Consider the following 17,547-nt stretch of genomic DNA (forward strand, 5'->3'; position numbering starts at 1 on the left):
CCGTACCCGATCGAAGGGGGTTTCGTCATGAGCCCTGTCCTCACCGCCGTGGTGGGCATCGTCGTCCTCGTCGTCCTGCTCGCCCTCGCCGTCGTCACCCGCTACAAGGTCGCGGGACCGAGCGAGGCGTTCATCATCACCGGCCGCCGCGGCCAGAAGGCCACCGATCCGACGACCGGCCGCGTCTACACGGACAACAGCGGCCAGAAGGTCGTCGTCGGCGGCGGGGTCTTCGTCGTGCCGTTCGTGCAGCAGAAGTTCACCCTGGACCTCTCCAGCCGGCACATCCCGATCTCCGTCCGCGGCGCCGTCACCCTGCGCGGTGTGAAGGCCAACCTGGAGGGCGTCGCCATCGTCAAGGTCGGCGGCACCGAGGACTCCATCCGCGCCGCCGCCCAGCGCTTCCTGATGCAGCAGGACGGCATCGTCGGCTTCACCCAGGAGGTGCTCTCCGGCGCGCTGCGGTCCATCGTCGGCCGGATGTCCGTCGAGGACATCATCCGCGACCGGGCCGCCTTCGCCGGGCAGGTCGCCGAGGAGGCCGAGGCGAGCCTCTCCGGGCAGGGCCTCGTCCTCGACGCCTTCCAGATCCAGGACATCACCACCGAGGGCTCCTACCTGGAGGACCTCGGCCGGCCCGAGGCCGCCCGCGCCAAGCAGGAGGCCGACATCGCCGAGGCCGAGGCCCGGCGCGCCGCCGAGCAGGCCCGGCTGAAGGCCGAGGAGGAGATCGCGGTCGCCCAGCGGACGCTGTACCTGAAGCAGGCCGAGATCAAGGCGCAGACCGACGAGGCCGCCGCCCAGGCCAACGCCGCGGGCCCGCTCGCCGAGGCCGCCCGCCAGCAGGACATCCTCGCCGAGCAGGAGAAGGTCGCCGCCCGGCAGGCCGCGCTGACCGACCGCCAGCTCGACACCCAGGTCCGCAAGCCCGCCGACGCCAAGCGCTACGAGGCCGAGCAGCAGGCGGAGGCGCAGCGCACCGCCCGCGTGAAGCAGGCCGAGGCCGAGCGGATGGCCGCCATCGCGGCGGCCGAGGCCGAGGCCGAGCGGGCCCGGCTCACCGGTGAGGGCGAGAAGCAGCGCCGCCAGGCCCTGGCGGAGGCCGAGGCCATCGAGGGCGCCAAGCGCGGTGAGGCCGAGCGGGCCCGTCGTGCCGCCATCGCGGAGGCCGTCCGGCTGGAGGGCGACGCGGACGCCGGTGCCATCGCGGCGAAGGGCGCCGCGGAGGCGGAGGCCATGCACAAGCGGGCCGACGCGTTCGAGCGGTACGGCGACGCGGCCGTGCTCCAGATGCTGGTGGAGGCGCTGCCGCAGGTGGTCGCCAAGGCCGCGGAGCCCCTGTCGGCCATCGACAAGATGACCGTCATCTCCACGGACGGCGCCGCCAAGCTGCCCCGGACGGTCGCCGACAACGTCGCCCAGGGCATGGAACTCCTCAGCTCCACCACGGGAGTCGACCTGGCCGCGCTCCTCCAGGGCTTCACCGCCAAGGCGGTTCCGCCGGCGCAGGCGGCCCCGCAGGCGAGCGTGGTCCCGCAGGTGAACGGGAAGGTCGAGATCACCGACTAGGCACCCTGTACCGCGCTGGCCCCGTCCCTGCCGTGATAGGCAGGGGCGGGGTCAAGTCGTTGCGAGGGGTGGAGGGTTGGTGTGGACGGTCTGCTGCTGATACACGGCGCCGGAGGAACCGTCGACGGGCACTTCGGGTGGCTGCGGCGACGGCTCGGGGACCGGTTCCCCACCGTACGGGGGGAGTTGCCCGCGCGGGACGGACTCGGGGTCGACGCGGTGGTGGACGGGTACGTGGCCGCCGCCGACGCCGCCGGGCTCGGGACCTTCGCCGTCTGCGGGTACTCGCTCGGCGCCCCGCTGGCCGTACGGCTCGCGGCCCGGCACCCGGAGCGGGTCGCCGCCCTGGTGCTGACCGCGCCGTTCGCGTACGCCGACCACCGGATACGCCTGGGCCTCGCCGTCTGGCGGGGGCTGTACGAGAGCGGGCGGCACCGGCTGCTCGCCGAGCACCTGGCGCTGACGGGGCTCGGCGGGACCTTCCTGGACGCGACCGACCCGGGCAGGCTGCGGGCCATGCTGATGCTCGCGCCCGCCCCGCCGGCCGGGACCCCGGCCCATCTGGAGCTCGCCGAGCGGATCGACGTACGGGAGGAGCTGGGGCGGCTCGCGGTGCCGGCGCTCGTCGTCGTCACCGCCGAGGACCCGCTCGTCTCCCCCGCCCGCCAGCGGGCGCTCGCCGCGGCGGTCCCGGGCGCGGCGACCGCCGAACTCGCCACCGGGCACCTGCCGTTCTGGGAGGACCCGGAGGGGTGGGGGGACGCGGTGGAGAAGTTCCTGACGGCTGGCGTCGGTTGAACAGACGCGGCAGATGACCGGCGGGCGTCAGATGATCGGCGGGCGGCCCAGCTTCGTCATGCGGAGCACCGTGGACCAGCGCATCGGGCGGCGCTGCCCTGCCGGGGCCCGCAGGCCCTCCGCGAAGCCGGCGAACCAGGAGCGCAGGCCCCGGACCGAGCGGGTGCGGGCGACCGTCAGGAGGACCCAGACCACCAGGTAGAGCGGGACCAGCGGGGCCGGGAGGTTCCGCTTCGCCAGCCACACGCGGTTGCGGGCGGTCATCCGGTAGTAGACGTCGTGCCGGGCCGGGCTGGTCTTCGGGTGCTGGAGGAGCAGCTCGGGCGCGTACCGGATCCGCCAGCCCGCGTCGAGCGCCCGCCAGGCGAGGTCGGTCTCCTCGTGCGCGAAGAAGAAGTCCTCCGGCCAGCCGCCGATCCGGTCGAGCATCGGCATCGACAGGCCGTGGCCGCCGCCGAGGAAGGTGGTGACCTCGCCGCCGCGCATCGGGTCCTTCGCGCCGAGCCGGGGGATGTGGCGGCGCTGGGTCTCGCCCGTCTCGTCGGCGATCCGGAAGGAGACGACGCCCAGCTTCGGCTCGGTCTCGTAGAGGTCGACGAGGCGGCGGAAGACGTCCGTGTCGACCAGCAGGCCGTCGTCGTCGAGGTCGACCAGGACGTCCACGTCGCCGAAGGAGCGGAGGGTGTCGATGGCCACGTTCCGGCCGCCGGTGACCCCGCGGTTCTCGGCCAGCTCCACGCCGGTCACGCCGTCCGGGAGCGCGGGCAGCGAACCCGTGCCGTTGCCGACCACGACGACCCGGGCGGCGGGCTCGTCCTGCCTCGCCACCGAGTCGAGCAGCGCGCCCAGCTCGGCGGGGCGGGTGCCCATCGTCAGTACCGCCACGCCCACTCGCGGTCGCGCCACGGTCCACTCCGTTTCCAGGTCGGGGTCGGGTCTCGTGTACGGGCCGGCCGGGCCGGCCCCACGGCACCCATTGTTCACCCTCCGGGAACCCTGAAGGAACCCGGAAGGAACCCGGGGCGGCCGGACCGCCGTCGCCGGAACCCCGGAGGGCCTCCCGGACGTCCGTGCGTACGACGGTGGTTCCTCCTCGGTTCCGCTTCGGGGGGAGCGCGGCGAGAGAGCGCGGGCTGCGGCTCTACCCTGGTGCTCTGCCGTCAAGTGATCGATTGTCGAAAGGGCGTCTCCTGGTGCTGGTCGCGGACCGATATCGGCTTCACGGGTGTATCGGCCGTGGCGGCATGGGCGAGGTGTGGCAGGCCACCGACGAGGTCCTCGGCCGGCCCGTCGCCGTGAAGCTGATGCTGGCGCAGTCCACCGACCCGTCGGGCGCCGACCGCTTCCGGCTGGAGGCGCAGACCGCGGCCCGGCTCAGCCACCCGCACGTCGTCGGCGTCTTCGACTTCGGCACCTGGGACGGCAAGCTCTTCCTGGTGATGGAGCTGGTGGAGGGCGACAGCCTCGGCTCCTCCCCCTCCCACCCCCTGGTCCTGCCCGCCGAGCGGGTCGCCGTGGTCGCCGCGCACGCCGCCGCCGGCCTCGCCGCCGCCCACCGGCAGGGCGTGGTCCACCGCGACATCAAGCCCGGCAACCTGCTGATGGACACCGAGGGCACGGTCAAGCTGGCCGACTTCGGCATCGCCCGCTTCGTCGACGACCCCTCGGCCGGGCTGACCACGACCGGGCAGATCGTCGGCACCGGCCTCTACCTGGCGCCGGAGCGGGCCCTCGGCAAGCCTGCCTCGCCCGCCTCGGACGTCTACTCGCTGGGCTGCGTCCTCTACCAGCTGCTCACCGGGCACCCGCCGTTCCGCGCGGACACCGCGACCGCCCTGCTGTACCAGCACATCGACAGCGCCCCGACCCCGCCGAGCCGGCTCGGCGTGGTCCTCACGCCCGCCTTCGAGGCGTACCTGCTGAGCCTGCTGGCCAAGCAGCCCGAGCAGCGCCCGCCGGCGCAGGCCATCGCCGACTGGTTCGGCTCCGGCGCCTGGCGGGAGTACGCCCCCCGGCCCGCGGCGGCCGCCCTGCCCGGAGCCGTCCACACGCCTCCGGCCCACCATCCCCCGGCGCACAACCCGCCCGTGCACGCCCCGCCCGCGCGGGCCGCGGGCACCGCGCCCGGACCGGCCGCCATGCCCGCCTCGCGCGGCCCCTCCGGCCCCTCCGGCCGCTCCCCCGGCCCCGCGTCCGTGCCCACGTCCGTGTCCGCCCCGGCGGGGGGCGGGTCCCGGCGGCGGGCGCCCGAGCGGTCCGGGAGCTCCGGCTCCGCCGGGGGCGCGCTCGCCGAGCTGTCCCGCCGCAGACCCCGCAAGACGGCCGCCGTCGCCGGGATCGTCGCCTTCGTCGTCTTCCTCTTCATCGGCATGGCCTGGCTCTCCTGACCCGGCCACGCCGCCCGTCCCGCCTCAGTACAGCCGCGGCGCCATGACGTGCGGATCCGCGTCGTCCTCCGCGAGGAGGAGACAGCGGGGCACGCCCGGCCCCGGGGTGGCGCGCACGGTCGCCGGCGTCGGCGGGTCCGTGGGCAGCTCGATCGGGACGGCCACCGGGCGGTCGTCCCGGGTCGTCGCGTACCCGGTCTCCTTGCCGTCGACGAGGACCTCGACCACCGCCCGCAGGCCGGTCTCCACGGTCGCCGAGACCGAATGGCCCCGGTAGTCGATGTGGAAGTGGTGGCGTCGCCTCATGGGGTCACCTCCGCGGAGCGGTCCGGGCACCTCGACCGGCACCCGCGGACACCTCCGTCCCTCCAGCGTAGGTCCTGTCCCCCGGACCGGCCCCGAGAGCGCCCGGACCCGGGTTGCCCGGCCCGTCACCCCGTGGCCACGAGCCCCAGGCAGCCGATGGCCACCAGGAACGCGCAGACCGACAGGTTGACCTTCCGGTACTCCAGGAAGACGGCGGCGAACTCGCGGATGGTGGCGCTCGGCCAGAAGTACGCGGCGGTCGGGGAGCCGACCACCTGACCGTCCACGCCCGCCTTGCGGGCCATCAGCGCGGCCCGGAAGGCGTGGAAGTTGTTGGTCACGATCACGCAGCCCGCGCCGGGGCGCTCCGCCTCCATCAGCTCCTTGCTGAACAGCAGGTTCTCCTCGGTGCTGCGGGAGCGGTCCTCGCGGACGATCCGGTCCTCGGGGAAGCCCCGCTTCACCAGGTAGTCGGCCATGGCGTGGGACTCCGGCAGCTCCTCGTCCGGGCCCTGGCCGCCGGAGGTGACGAGGAGCGGCGGCCCGTCCCCGCCGCGCGCGGCCAGCCGCTCGTACACCTCCCGGCCCCGGTCGAGGCGGCTCGCGAGGAGCGGCGGCACCCGCCGGCCGCCGATCAGGCCGGAGCCGAGGACCACCACGAAGCCGGCGTCCCTGCGCAGTCCGGTCCGGCCGTACAGGAACGCGTACCCGACGAAGCAGAGGAAGAGGAAGGAGACGTATCCGAGGACGAGGAGCAGGGTGACGGCGACGACGCCGAGCACTCTGGAGCGGGTGAGGACCGCGCCCGCCATCAGCCCGAACACCCCGAGGATGCCGAGGCCGGCGAGGAGGGAGAGCAGGTTGGCCGGGCGTCTGCCCTCCTTGCGGACCATCTTGACGCCGTTGGCGCAGAGCAGGCCCGCGAGGACCACCGGGCCCAGGCAGAGGACCAGCAGGAGCAGGACGAGGACCGTCTCCGTCAGGCCGTGCGGCAGGTCGTCGACGGCCGAGAGCAGGCCGAGGCCGAGGAAGGTGACGGCGAGACCGAGGTACACCGCGTTCCCGAAGCGGCGGCGGTCGCGCAGCACACCGACCCCGAAAAGGAGGAGGAACAGGGCGGACACCGCGAAAGCGATCATGCCGTCATCGTAGGCACCGCGCCCGACGCGGGAGCGGATCGCGCACGAAACTGTGGACAACTCCCCGCCGCCCCGCCCGTCCCCACCCCGTACGGGTGGCGCGCCTCACCACGCGCCCACCGCGCACGTCACCTCTCCCGGGAAAGCGCGAACAGCCCCCTCCGCGCGCCCTCTTCGTACGCCTTCCGCAGCTCCGGGTCGTCGAGCAGCGCCCGCAGGGCGTCGTCGCTGCGGGCCCGCGCCACCGTGCAGTAACGGCCGGGCCGGTAGGCGGTGTCGAAGACGGAGGTGCGCAACAGGTCGACGGCGCCGAGGAGATGGGCCGCCCGGTCGGGGTGCCCGTCGAGCAGCCGCATCTGCGCGAGGAGTTCGGCCGCGCAGGCGGCGCCGACGGCGGAGCCGAGCCGCAGGTGCTCGCGGAGCGCCCGCCGGGCGTGCTCGGCGGCCCGGGTCCGCTCCCCGTCCCAGGCGAGGAGTTCGGCACGGGCGTGGTGGGCCCAGGCATCGGCGAAGAGGTCGCGGCCGGCCCAGGTCCGCCGCCCCGCCCCGTCCAGCTCCAGCTGGTCCAGCGCCTCCTGTGCGGCCTCCGGGTCGGTGCGGCTCCAGCAGAGCGCGAGCGACGCCCAGCACGCCTCCCGGGTCGGTCCAAACTCGGGTACGTCCCCGATCTGCTCCAGCGCGTCCCGGAACTCGCCCGCCGCCGCCCGCGTGCGGCCCTGGTAGAGGGCGATGGCGCCCCGCAGATGGGCCAGCAGCCCCAGACAGCGCCCGTCCCCGTCCCGTACCGCGCTCGCCCACGCCAGGACGAGCAGCGGGTCGGCGTCCTCGGGGCGGCCCGACTCCAGCTCCAGGAAGGCGCCCAGCCACAGCGCGCGGGCGGACGGAGGGCCCTCGTGCAGCGACAGCACGTGCCGCAGCCGCGTCCGCCCCTCGGTGACCCGCCCGCAGGCCACCCACAGGAACCACAGCGAGACCACGATCTCCAGCGCCGCACCGGCCTCCTCGCCGGGCGACAGCGGCGCCGTCGTCGGGTCCATCGCGGCGGCCAGGTCCGGGAGTTCGCGCAGCGCCAGGTCGCGGGCGTCCAGCTGCCGGCCCCGCTGCCACCACTCGGCGGCCCGCCGGGCGACCTTCACGCACCACCTCCGGTGGTGCAGGACGACCAGCCCGCGGTCGCCCCGGGCGGTGAGCCGCCGGGCGCCGACGGCCCGCATCGCGTGCGGCATCCAGTGGCGCGGCCCGCCGTCCTCCCCGTCGAACAGGTCGTCCACCGGCAGCAGCGCCAGCGGCGCCAGCCGGTCGAGGACCGCCCCGACATCGGTGGCGGCCAGCGCCCCGTATCCGCAGACCTCCTCCACCGCCCGCCGGTCGAAGGCGCCCTCGAAGACCGAGAGCCGCTCCCACAGCAGCCGCTCGGCGGGGCCGGCGGCCGCGTATCCCTCCTCGGCGGCGGCGAGTTGGCCGGATCCGACCGGCTCGCCCCACAGCACCTCGAACTCGGGAGGTTCTCCCGCCACTCGCCCCATGGTCCTCATCCCCCTTGCGTGTCCCCGTTCGTCCGGATTCGGCCCGGTGCCGGATGTCGCCGCTGTGACTTCTGATCGATTGCGTGGCCTTCGAGCGTCGGGGCGGCTTGAATGCATATGCCCCGGTCCACATCCTGGGGTGCTCGCGGAGCCACGACCAAGGTTTTCCGGGGATCGGCCAAGGAGGAAAATGCGTACCGGGGAATCCGTCCTGGGGGAGGCGGACATGTCGCTGATCCACGCTCTCCAGATCCTGCCACGGGCGAGCTGGACCCAGCTCTCCACCGTCCTCGGCGCCGGGCCCGACACCCTCGCGCGCCGGTGGGAACACCTCAGCGCCGGCGGCTACGCCTGGGCCTCGCTGCTCATCGGCCGGCGCGGGGGCGAGTCCGCGCTGTACGCCTGGGTCGAGCTGGAGTGCGCCGCCGACACCAGCGAGGCGACCGCGATCGAGCTGGCCGGCGACCCCGGCACCCTCGGCGTGCACGCGGTGACCGGCGGCGCCGACCTGATCCTGCTGCTGATCGCGCCGGACCTGCCCGCCCTCGACGCGTACGTCACCGGCCGGGTGCGCCGGCTGCACGGGGTGCTCCGGGCCCACACCCAGGTCGTCACCCGCCTGCACAACCGCCCCTACCGCTCCCGGATCGAGCACCTCACCCCCACGCAGGCCCGGCTCCTCGCCGACGTCACCGCCCTGGAGCGGCGGGACGGGCCACGCGCGCGCGTGGCGCCCCAGGTGACGGACCTGGACCGGCGGATCGTCGCGGAGCTGGCCGGCGACGCCCGCCGGAGCGCCGCCGAGCTGGCCCGCCAGTGCGGCACGAGCGAGTCGACGGTACGCCGCAGGCTGGACGTCCTGTCGGCGGGCGGCGCGCTCCACCACCACTGTCAGCCGGCGCCGCGCTTCTCCGGGCGCCCGGTGTGGGTCATGGTGACGGCGCAGGTGGCGCCGCTGGACGAGGCGGGGACGGTGGCGGCGCTGACCCGGGTGCGCCGCACCCAGGTCATCACCTCGGTGACCGGGCCGCACAACCTGGCGCTGGCGATGTGGCTGGGCTCGGTCGAGGAGCTGCACGAGGTCACGGCGGGGCTCGTCCGGGCCGCCCCGGCGCTGCGGATCACCGGGACGGCGGTCAGCCTGCGCACGTACAAGATCGGGGCGCAGGTGCTCGACACGGACGGCCGCCGGATGCACCACATACGCCCGGAGGCGTAGGCCCGGGAGCTGGCCCTCCCGCACCCCACGCCCTCCGTCCGTCCCTTCCGGCGGGGCGGGTCGGCGTGGTCTTCTGGGGCGCATGGGGTTCGCCGTGTTCGTGACGCTGCCGGGTCTGGTCATCCTGCTGACCGTGATCGCCTTCGCCGACCAGTTCCTGCGCATGACCGGCCGAGGGAAGCGCCGGGGCACGGTTTCGTCGACCGGCTTCGAGCAGCTGCACGCCACCTTCTCGCCGGGCAAGCAGAGCGAGCTGAAGGAGCGGCAGAGCGCCCTGCTGATGCGCGACGACGAGGAGGACGGCGCGCCGCCGCGCCGGACCACGGTGGACCTGACCTCCGGGCGCGCGGTGATCCGGCTCCGGCGGGACACCGTCTAGGGCGGGCGTTCGGGTGCCCTCCTGGAAGGGCCGCGGGCCCGCCCCCGTACCGTGGGGGGCGTGTACCGGTTCCTGAGGACCCCCCGCTGGTGGGGGATCAATCTCTTCGTCGTGCTGGCCATCCCGTTCTGCGTCTTCATGGGGACCTGGCAGCTGGGCAAGTTCGAGGATCGCGTCGACTCCCACCAGGAGGCCGAGCGCAAGCCCGACGCGAGCACGCAGCGGGCCGAGCCGCTGGCGTCGCTGCTGCCGGTGGACAAGGAGACCTCCGGCCGCGTCGCCGAGGCCACCGGCCGGTACGGGGAGCAGTTCCTGGTCCCGGACCGCGTGCTGGACGGGAGGTCCGGCGCGTACGTGCTGACGCTGCTGCGGACGGACGAGGGCCGGTCGCTGCCGGTCGTCCGGGGCTGGCTGCCGGCGGGCGCGGAGGTCCCGGCCCCGCCGTCCGGCGAGGTCACGGCCGTGGGGGCGCTCCAGGCGTCCGAGAACCAGGGCACGAAGGGCGTACGGACGGCCGGCGGGCTGCCCGAGGGGCAGCTGGGCATGATCAGCGCGGCCTCGCTGGTGAACGTGGTCGACGACGACGTGTACGACGCCTGGGTCACCCTCACCGACTCGCCCGCCGGTCTCACGCCGGTGCCGGCGGCCGCGGCGGCGGGCACGGGGCTGGACGCGAAGGCGTTCCAGAACCTCGGCTACACCGCCGAGTGGTTCGTCTTCGGCGGCTTCGTCGTCTTCATGTGGTTCCGGCTGGTGCGCCGCGAGGCGGAGGCCGCCCGCGACGAGGCGCTGGGCCTGGCGGCCGAGCACTGACGGGGTCGCGTACGGAACGGCACACAGCTCACGGCATCGCACGGTGGTGCGGTGCCGTGAGCTGTTCCGTACCTGTACAGGCGCTCAGCCGGTGAGCAGGCCCGTCCGGTAGACCGTGCCCGCGCAGGCGTCGGTGAGGACGGTGGTGACGGTCGGGTCGCCGGGCTCCGCGGTGTGGCTGACGGAGACGCTGCCCTGCGCCGGTTCGGCGCGCAGGAGCTGGGTGGAGACGTTCGACTCGGTCCCGGTGCCGGTCTCGGTCCCGGTGCCCGTGCCGCCGCCGGGGCCGGTGCCCGTACCGCCCGCGTCGGCCCCGCCCGGGTCGGTGCCCTCGCCGCCCCCGGTGGGGGTGGCCGTCACCTCGCTCGGGGTGGGCGTCGGCTCGGTGGGCGTCGGCGTCGGCTCGCTCGGGGTGGGCGGCGTCGGCTCGGTCGGCGTCGGGGTGACCTCGCCGCCCTCGGTGGTGGTGGGACAGGTCTCGCTCGGCACCCAGGCGAACTTCACCTGGTACGAGCCGCCGGGCTCCAGCAGCACCGAGGCGACCTCCGACGACGGCGAGGGCAGGCCGCTCGCGGGGTCGCCGTCGCTGTGCCGGACGACGGCGACGCGGCCCGGGTCGGCGGAGCCGCTGGTCGAGACGCCGACAAGGCCGTCGCCCTCGACCAGGCAGGCGCTGCCGGAGGCGTTGACGACGGTGAAGCCGCCGTAGACGACGCCGGTGGCGTCGGGGCCGCTGTTGTAGGCGCCCGCGGACTGGAGCGTGCCGCGTTCGCAGCGCCGCGCCGAGGACAGGCCGCCGGTGGGGCCCGACTCGGTCCTGCCGGCCTTGGGGTCGGGGCGGTGTTCGCCCTTGTCGGTGGCGCCCTGGGTGGGGCCGGTGGTGGGCGAGACCTTGACGGAGGGCGCCTTGGTGGCGGCCGGGTCGTCGGTCTCGGCCTCGGAGCCGGTGCCGCCCTGGGCCTGCTCGCCGTGGCCGGCGAGGGCCGGGTTGGCGGCGGTGAGCCCCGGGGAGCCGGCGACGTGGACGAGGGCGGGGACGGCGGTGCCGGCGAGGACCACGGCGGCGGCGGCGCCGACGAGGGCCTGCCGCTTGCGGGCGCGGCGGGCGGGGACGGCGCGGCGCAGGTGGTCGAGGGCCGCGGTGGACGGTTCGAGGCCCGAGACGGCGCCGTGGAGCAACTGCCGCAGCGCGAGCTCGTCCTCGCCGTCGTCCTCGCCGCGGCCGGGCTCGAAGTCCATCATCAGTCGTCCACTCAGCTCGTCACGTCCGACGCGTCCCTGCTCCGCGCCGCGTCCGCCGCGTTCGTCGGGGTCGTGGCGCTCCTCGCCCGCCCTCTCCTCGCCCTCGGCACGCTCGTCCCGCTCCTCGCCCTCGGCCCGCTCCCGGCTCATGCCTTCGCCTCCATGACGACGCGCAGGGCCGCGATGCCCCGGGAACCGTACGCCTTCACCGAGCCGAGCGAGATCCCGAGGGTCTCGGCGACCTGGGCCTCCGTCATGTCGGCGAAGTAGCGCAGGACGAGGACCTCGCGCTGGCGGCGCTGGAGGCCCTTCATCGCCTTGATGAGGGCGTCGCGCTCCAGCTGGTCGTACGCCCCCTCCTCGGCGCTGGCCATGTCCGGCATCGGCTTGGACAGCAGCTTGAGGCCGAGTATGCGGCGGCGCAGCGCGGACCGGGAGAGGTTGACCACGGTCTGGCGCAGGTAGGCCAGGGTCTTCTCGGGGTCGCGGACGCGCCGGCGGGCCGAGTGGACGCGGATGAACGCCTCCTGGACGACGTCCTCGCAGGAGGCCGTGTCGTCGAGGAGGAGGGCGGCGAGGCCGAGCAGCGACCGGTAGTGGGCGCGGTAGGTCTCGGTGAGGTGGCCGACGGTGGTGCCGGCGCCCGCGGCCGTGGCCGCGCCGTCGGCGGCCTTGCGGGGCGCGGGGATGCCGCTGACGCCGCTCGCGCGGGATTCGGTGGGCACGGCGGTGGTCACCGGAGGGCCGTCGAAGGAGCGCGGACGTCCGAGCGGACGGGCCGCGGCGCCCCGTCCGGGCACGGCGACGGCACCGGGGCTCCGCAGGGGGAGCACGGCCGTGCGTACCCCGCGGAGCGGGGAGAGCGCGGGGATGTCGAGTACGTCTGCCACGCGTGTTGGACTCGTGTTCCCCCGGAATGGTTGTACGCGGACACCGCCGTTCTCAGCGGTGAGCTGATCGTCCTCATGCGTACCCGTTCTCCCCCATTGCCCCGTTCCCATCGCGTCCTCCGCGCCACGTTCGTGGGTGAACGCGGAGACGCGCCCCGCCCAACTACTAGTTGCAGCAAGGGGGAAGAGCATCGTCCGACACTGCATCACCGCAGTTCAAGGGGGTTCCGCCGCCGATTTGCTCACAGGATGTTCACAGATCCTCCGAAGCCACCACAATCGGATACGACGACCGCGCCCGGCCGCTGGGAAGCGGCCGGGCGCGGTCGGTGCGACGGGTCGGGCGGGGGCGGGTCAGCGCCCGGTGCCGCCGTAGACGACGGCCTCGTCCGAGTCGCTGTCCAGGCCGAAGGCGCTGTGGACGGCGCGGACGGCCTCGTTGACGTCGTCGGCGCGGGTGACGACCGAGATGCGGATCTCGGAGGTCGAGATGAGCTCGATGTTGACGCCCGCGTCGGACAGGGCGCGGAAGAAGTCCGCGGTCACGCCCGGGTTGGTCTTCATGCCGGCGCCGACGAGGGAGATCTTGCCGATCTGGTCGTCGTAGCGGAGCGAGTCGAAGCCGATCGCGCCCTTCGCCTTCTCCAGGGCGTCGATGGCCTTGCGGCCCTCGGCCTTGGGGAGGGTGAAGGAGATGTCGGTGAGACCGGTGGAGGCCGCCGACACGTTCTGCACGATCATGTCGATGTTGATCTCGGCGTCCGCGACGGCCCGGAAGATGGCCGCGGCCTCGCCCGGCTTGTCCGGCACGCCGACCACGGTGATCTTCGCCTCGGAGGTGTCGTGGGCGACACCGGAGATGATGGCCTGCTCCACCTTGTTCCCTGTCGGTTCGTTGCTGACCCACGTGCCCTGGAGTCCGGAGAAGGACGAGCGGACGTGGATCGGGATGTTGTAGCGGCGTGCGTACTCGACGCAGCGGTGCAGCAGCACCTTGGAGCCGGAGGCGGCGAGCTCCAGCATGTCCTCGAAGGAGATCCAGTCGATCTTCTTCGCCTTCTTCACCACGCGCGGGTCGGCGGTGAAGACGCCGTCCACGTCGGTGTAGATCTCGCACACCTCGGCGTCGAGCGCGGCGGCGAGCGCCACGGCCGTGGTGTCCGAGCCGCCGCGGCCCAGGGTGGTGATGTCCTTCTTGTCCTGGGACACGCCCTGGAAGCCGGCGACGATGGCGATGTTGCCCTCGTCGAGTGCGGTGCGGATCCGGCCCGGCGTGACATCGATGATGCGCGCTTTGTTGTGGACCGAGTCGGTGATGACACCCGCCTGGCTGCCGGTGAACGACTGGGCCTCGTGGCCCAGGTTTTTGATCGCCATCGCCAGCAGGGCCATGGAGATCCGCTCTCCGGCGGTCAGCAGCATGTCGAACTCACGCCCGGCAGGGATCGGGGATACCTGCTCGGCGAGATCGATCAGCTCGTCCGTCGTGTCGCCCATCGCGGAAACCACGACGACCACCTGGTGGCCGTTCTTCTTGGCGTCCACGATCCGCTGGGCGACGCGCTTGATGCCCTCGGCATCGGCAACGGAGGAGCCTCCGTACTTCTGCACGACAAGGCCCACGTGCGCTCCTCGCTCGGTCGGTGCCACAGCCTGTCGCTGCGGTCGGCTCAGTCTAACGAGCGACCGAAAAACACCCGCCCGCTATCACATCCTGAGACACCGTGCTCAAGAAGTGATCACATCGCCGTCTAGAGCGCCTTCATCCCCAGCGGACCCGCGATCTCCTGGACCATCACCCGGCCCGCCTCCTCGGCCAGGTCGTCCTCGGTCAGGTCCTCGTCGGTGTCGAGCCCGTCCAGCGCGGCGAGCGGCTGGTCGAGGCGGACGTGGGCGACCAGGGACTGGAGGGCGCGCAGGGTGGCCGAGGCGGTGGGACCCCAGTTGGAGAAGTAGGAGAACTGCCACCACCACAGCGCCTCGGAGGTGCGCCCGGCGCGGTAGTGGGCGAGACCGTGCCGCAGGTCCGCGACGATGTCCGCCAGGTTGTCCGAGATACGGGCCGGGACCGGCGCCTTGCGGGGCTCGTACGGGTCGAAGACCTCGGAGAAGACGTCCACCGGGTCCAGCATGGCCGCGAACCGCTCCCGCAGCTCGTCCACGTCCGGCTCCGGGCCCGTGTCCGGCTCGTACCGCTCGTCCGGGAGGATGTCCTCGTGCGCCCCGAGCCGGCCGCCCGCGAGCAGCAGCTGGGAGATCTCCAGGAGCAGGAAGGGCACCGCGCTGTCCGGCTCGTCGCCCTTGGCGACCTCGGTCGTGGCGACGATGAAGCTCTCGACGGAGTCGGCGATCTGGACCGCGAAGTCGTCGGGACTCTGCGTGATGGAGTGGAGCGTGGGGTCAGACATCGAGGAGCCTCCCTGAGAGCTCACCGGCACCGGCCCGGTCCTCCCGCGCCCGGTCGTCATACATCTAGCAGCCTCCGCCCCTCGAAGGCACGGCCGAGCGTGACCTCGTCGGCGTACTCCAGGTCGCCGCCGACGGGAAGTCCGCTCGCGAGCCGGGTGACCTTCAGCCCCATGGGCTTGATCATCCGGGCCAGGTACGTGGCGGTGGCCTCGCCCTCCAGATTGGGGTCGGTCGCCAGGATCAGCTCGGTGACCGCGCCGTCCGCCAGGCGGGAGAGCAGCTCCCGGATCCGCAGGTCGTCAGGACCGACGCCCTCGATCGGGCTGATCGCGCCGCCGAGGACGTGGTACCGCCCCCGGAACTCGCGGGTCCGCTCGATCGCGACGACGTCCTTCGGCTCCTCGACCACACAGATCACCGTCTGGTCCCGGCGCGGGTCGCGGCAGATGTTGCACAGCTCCTGCTGCGCCACGTTCCCGCAGACCGCGCAGAACCGGACCTTGTCCTTGACCTCCAGGAGAGCGTGCGCGAGCCGGCGCACGTCCGTCGGCTCGGCCTGGAGGATGTGGAAGGCGATCCGCTGCGCGCTCTTGGGACCGACGCCGGGCAGCCTGCCCAGCTCGTCGATCAGGTCCTGGACCACGCCTTCGTACAACGGAACGCCCTTTCCGGGTGTGCTCTTGCCTTCTTACGGTAGTGGCTGGAAGTGTCCGCTAGAAGCCCAGGCCCGGCATTCCGCCGAGACCCTGCGCCAGCGGGCCCAGCTTGGCCTGCTGGAGCTGCTGCGCGTTGTCGTTCGCGGCCTTCACCGCGGCGACCACCAGGTCCGCCAGGGTCTCCGTGTCCTCCGGGTCGACCGCCTTCGGGTCGATGACCAGGCCGCGCAGCTCGCCGGAGCCGGTCACGGTCGCCTTCACCAGACCGCCGCCCGCCTGGCCCTCGACCTCGGTCGCGGCGAGCTCCTCCTGGGCGCGCGCGAGGTCCTGCTGCATCTTCTGCGCCTGCTGGAGGATCTGCTGCATGTTGGGCTGGCCGCCACCGGGGATCACGGTCACTCCTCGTCTTCGAAGCTCGGCCGGTCACGTCTGGTACCGGTGATCCGAGCCTACGCGGTCACGGACCGCCCTGCCGCGACAACTCTTTCGAGTGAGAAACTGCGGGCTCCTCTACCTGATCAAGACCCTCTTGTGGGCGGAAATCCCGGGATTCCGGGCCCGCCGCCCACCATTCGGCGGTAGGAAGGGCAGGCACCACGTGCACCGCACGTCACAGAAGGACACGAGCGACACGAGCGCTGGGCTGAACAGAGGAGTCCCCCGGTGAGCCACCAGCCGGAGATGCAGCCGCCGGGGCAGCCCGGGGAAGACGTCCACAGAGATCTGACGGGGAAGCCCTTCCCCCTGGGCGACTGGGGCGAGCCCGCGGAGCGCCTCGACGAGCTCTACCGGTGGGTCGAGGCAGGCGCCCTGCGCACCGCCGAGTGGTACCTCTCGGACCGGGTCTGGAAGCGCCGCTGCGCCCGCGCGCTGCGGGTCGGCACCGCGCTCGGCGTGACCGCCGGGGCCGCGCTGCCGCTGCTCGACCTGACCGGGGTCGCCGCGGGCCTGGCCGGCTGGGGCTACCTCTCGCTGCTGCTCGGCGCGGCCTGCATGGCCTGCGACCGGTACTTCGGGCTGACCTCCGGCTGGATAAGGGACGTGGCGACCGCCCAGGCCGTGCAGCGCCGGCTCCAGGCCCTCCAGTTCGACTGGGCCTCGGAGAGCGTGCGGGAGGTCCTCGGGCCCACGGAGGGGACCGCCAGCGAGGCCGCCGAGCGATGTCTCGGGGTGCTGCGCCGCTTCTCGGAGGACGTCACGGAGCTGGTACGGGCGGAGACCGCGGACTGGATGATCGAGTTCCGCTCGGGCCCGGCGCCGCTGGCGCTCCAGTCGGTCGGGGTCGTACCGGCCAGGCCGGAGGCGGCGTACCCGTCCGGCCGCTTCCCGCTGCCGCCGGGCACCCGGCCGAACATGCCGCGCCAGCGGCCCCCGGAGGCCCGCTGAGGGCGCCTCCGGGGCGCCCGCCGAGCCGGCGGGCACCGGGGGGCACCGGGGGGCACGGCGGGCACCGGGGGCTCAGCTGAGCATGATCATCGAGCCCTGGGCGAGGCTTCGGGTCGCCGCCGCGTGCAGCCCCAGCCAGACGTGCCGCTCCCGGGCGAAGGGGCCGTCGTCGTACGGCAGGGAGGCGGCGGGCTCCTCCAGTTCGGTGGGCCGGGCGGGCGGGGCCGGGGCGGCCGGCGGGTTCGCCGGGTCGATGCCGAGGGCCGGGGCGACGAACTCCAGTTCCCGCAGCAGCCCGTACGAGGAGCCGAGCGGGCCGCCGCCCTCCAGGAGCTGGTCGCTGGAGAGCGGGACCGGGAAGTCGACCGGCACGTAGGCGCCCGCGTGGTCGTAGTGCCAGACCAGGTGGGACTGCTGGGCGGTGGCCTCGAACATCTCCAGGAGCTGCTCGTAGTCCCCGCCGAGCTCGCCCACCGGCTCGACCGGCAGCCCGCAGATCGCCAGCAGGTAGGCGCGGCGCAGGAAGTGCAGGGCCTCGTAGTCGAAGCCCGCGACCGGCGCGACGTCGCCGGAGAGCCCCGGCATGTACGCGTACACGGGCACGGTCGGCAGGCCCGAGGCGCTGAGCACGGCGTCGTAGGCGGCGAGGTCTTCGGCGAAGGGGTTGTCGGGGCTGTGGCACAGCACGTCGACGAGGGGGACCAGCCACAGGTCACAGGCCAAGGGAGGCTCGCTCTCCGTCAGTTCCGGGGAGGGCCAGGGTAGTCGGCGGGGCCGACGACGCCCACCCGTGGGAGGGTTGCCCCGGGAATCGGGGCCTCAACCCGG

18 protein-coding genes are annotated in these 17,547 nt (G+C 73.7%); 7 read left to right on the forward strand and 11 right to left on the reverse strand.

Annotated elements, in window-relative coordinates; translation table 11 throughout:
- The first annotated feature begins 27 nt into the window (after positions 1–27).
- A complete protein-coding gene (locus ACFXMG_RS22460) occupies positions 28–1,569 on the forward strand; it encodes an SPFH domain-containing protein (protein ID WP_383826854.1) in 1,542 nt (513 codons plus the stop codon).
- A gap of 81 nt (positions 1,570–1,650) precedes the next feature.
- Positions 1,651–2,367: an alpha/beta fold hydrolase gene (locus ACFXMG_RS22465; protein WP_383826856.1), complete on the forward strand. Its 717-nt coding sequence runs from the start codon at positions 1,651–1,653 to the stop codon at positions 2,365–2,367.
- Between the two features lie 27 nt (positions 2,368–2,394).
- On the opposite strand, the gene ACFXMG_RS22470 is transcribed toward ACFXMG_RS22465, so the two are convergent.
- Positions 2,395–3,273, reverse strand: a complete 879-nt coding sequence (locus tag ACFXMG_RS22470; protein WP_383826859.1) for a glycosyltransferase family 2 protein — start codon at positions 3,271–3,273, stop codon at positions 2,395–2,397.
- 338 nt (positions 3,274–3,611) lie between these two features.
- Here ACFXMG_RS22470 and ACFXMG_RS22475 point away from each other — a divergent pair, with 338 nt between their 5' ends.
- On the forward strand, positions 3,612–4,754 hold the full coding sequence (locus ACFXMG_RS22475) for a serine/threonine-protein kinase (RefSeq protein WP_383826861.1): 1,143 nt from the start codon (positions 3,612–3,614) through the stop codon (positions 4,752–4,754).
- A gap of 24 nt (positions 4,755–4,778) precedes the next feature.
- On the opposite strand, the gene ACFXMG_RS22480 is transcribed toward ACFXMG_RS22475, so the two are convergent.
- The 3 genes from ACFXMG_RS22480 to ACFXMG_RS22490 all read right to left on the reverse strand — a co-directional run bounded on the left by ACFXMG_RS22480 (position 4,779) and on the right by ACFXMG_RS22490 (position 7,716).
- Positions 4,779–5,060 (reverse strand): hypothetical protein, encoded by a 282-nt coding sequence (locus ACFXMG_RS22480; protein WP_383826864.1) that lies wholly within the window; start codon positions 5,058–5,060, stop codon positions 4,779–4,781.
- A gap of 125 nt (positions 5,061–5,185) precedes the next feature.
- On the reverse strand, positions 5,186–6,199 hold the full coding sequence (locus ACFXMG_RS22485; protein WP_383826866.1) for a YdcF family protein: 1,014 nt from the start codon (positions 6,197–6,199) through the stop codon (positions 5,186–5,188).
- A gap of 128 nt (positions 6,200–6,327) precedes the next feature.
- On the reverse strand, positions 6,328–7,716 hold the full coding sequence (locus ACFXMG_RS22490; protein WP_383826868.1) for a tetratricopeptide repeat protein: 1,389 nt from the start codon (positions 7,714–7,716) through the stop codon (positions 6,328–6,330).
- Positions 7,717–7,915: 199 nt separating this feature from the next.
- On the opposite strand from ACFXMG_RS22490, the gene ACFXMG_RS22495 reads away from it, so the two are divergent.
- From ACFXMG_RS22495 to ACFXMG_RS22505, 3 genes are all read left to right on the forward strand, one after another.
- Positions 7,916–8,944, forward strand: a complete 1,029-nt coding sequence (locus ACFXMG_RS22495) for an Lrp/AsnC family transcriptional regulator (RefSeq protein ID WP_383826871.1) — start codon at positions 7,916–7,918, stop codon at positions 8,942–8,944.
- 82 nt (positions 8,945–9,026) lie between these two features.
- Positions 9,027–9,323, forward strand: a complete 297-nt coding sequence (locus ACFXMG_RS22500; RefSeq protein WP_383826874.1) for a DUF6191 domain-containing protein — start codon at positions 9,027–9,029, stop codon at positions 9,321–9,323.
- 60 nt (positions 9,324–9,383) lie between these two features.
- Positions 9,384–10,136 carry an SURF1 family protein gene (locus tag ACFXMG_RS22505; protein ID WP_383826877.1) on the forward strand — a complete coding sequence of 251 codons (753 nt, stop codon included), beginning with the start codon at positions 9,384–9,386 and terminating at the stop codon, positions 10,134–10,136.
- Between the two features lie 84 nt (positions 10,137–10,220).
- Here the strand turns inward: ACFXMG_RS22505 and ACFXMG_RS22510 are convergent, their stop codons facing one another.
- From ACFXMG_RS22510 to ACFXMG_RS22535, 6 genes are all read right to left on the reverse strand, one after another.
- Positions 10,221–11,528: a hypothetical protein gene (locus ACFXMG_RS22510; RefSeq protein WP_383826879.1), complete on the reverse strand. Its 1,308-nt coding sequence runs from the start codon at positions 11,526–11,528 to the stop codon at positions 10,221–10,223.
- Positions 11,525–12,268, reverse strand: coding sequence for a SigE family RNA polymerase sigma factor (locus ACFXMG_RS22515; RefSeq protein ID WP_383826882.1), 744 nt, complete (start codon positions 12,266–12,268; stop codon positions 11,525–11,527). Before ACFXMG_RS22515 ends, ACFXMG_RS22510 begins: the two co-directional genes overlap by 4 nt.
- A gap of 354 nt (positions 12,269–12,622) precedes the next feature.
- Positions 12,623–13,891 carry an aspartate kinase gene (locus tag ACFXMG_RS22520; RefSeq protein WP_383816075.1) on the reverse strand — a complete coding sequence of 423 codons (1,269 nt, stop codon included), beginning with the start codon at positions 13,889–13,891 and terminating at the stop codon, positions 12,623–12,625.
- A 128-nt stretch (positions 13,892–14,019) separates the two neighbouring features.
- A complete protein-coding gene (locus ACFXMG_RS22525; protein WP_383816072.1) occupies positions 14,020–14,676 on the reverse strand; it encodes a DUF5063 domain-containing protein in 657 nt (218 codons plus the stop codon).
- Between the two features lie 56 nt (positions 14,677–14,732).
- The gene (gene recR, locus ACFXMG_RS22530) at positions 14,733–15,332 is read right to left on the reverse strand and encodes a recombination mediator RecR (RefSeq protein ID WP_383816069.1); all 600 of its coding nucleotides are present in this window, start codon (positions 15,330–15,332) and stop codon (positions 14,733–14,735) included.
- A 58-nt stretch (positions 15,333–15,390) separates the two neighbouring features.
- Positions 15,391–15,726, reverse strand: coding sequence for a YbaB/EbfC family nucleoid-associated protein (locus ACFXMG_RS22535; protein WP_383816066.1), 336 nt, complete (start codon positions 15,724–15,726; stop codon positions 15,391–15,393).
- Positions 15,727–16,014: 288 nt separating this feature from the next.
- On the opposite strand from ACFXMG_RS22535, the gene ACFXMG_RS22540 reads away from it, so the two are divergent.
- Positions 16,015–16,719, forward strand: coding sequence for an SLATT domain-containing protein (locus ACFXMG_RS22540; RefSeq protein WP_383816099.1), 705 nt, complete (start codon positions 16,015–16,017; stop codon positions 16,717–16,719).
- A 72-nt stretch (positions 16,720–16,791) separates the two neighbouring features.
- On the opposite strand, the gene ACFXMG_RS22545 is transcribed toward ACFXMG_RS22540, so the two are convergent.
- The gene (locus tag ACFXMG_RS22545) at positions 16,792–17,442 is read right to left on the reverse strand and encodes a hypothetical protein (protein WP_383816063.1); all 651 of its coding nucleotides are present in this window, start codon (positions 17,440–17,442) and stop codon (positions 16,792–16,794) included.
- Positions 17,443–17,547: the final 105 nt, after the last annotated feature.

Source organism: Streptomyces sp. NPDC059201, from assembly GCF_042754585.1.
GTDB lineage: Bacteria > Actinomycetota > Actinomycetes > Streptomycetales > Streptomycetaceae > Streptomyces.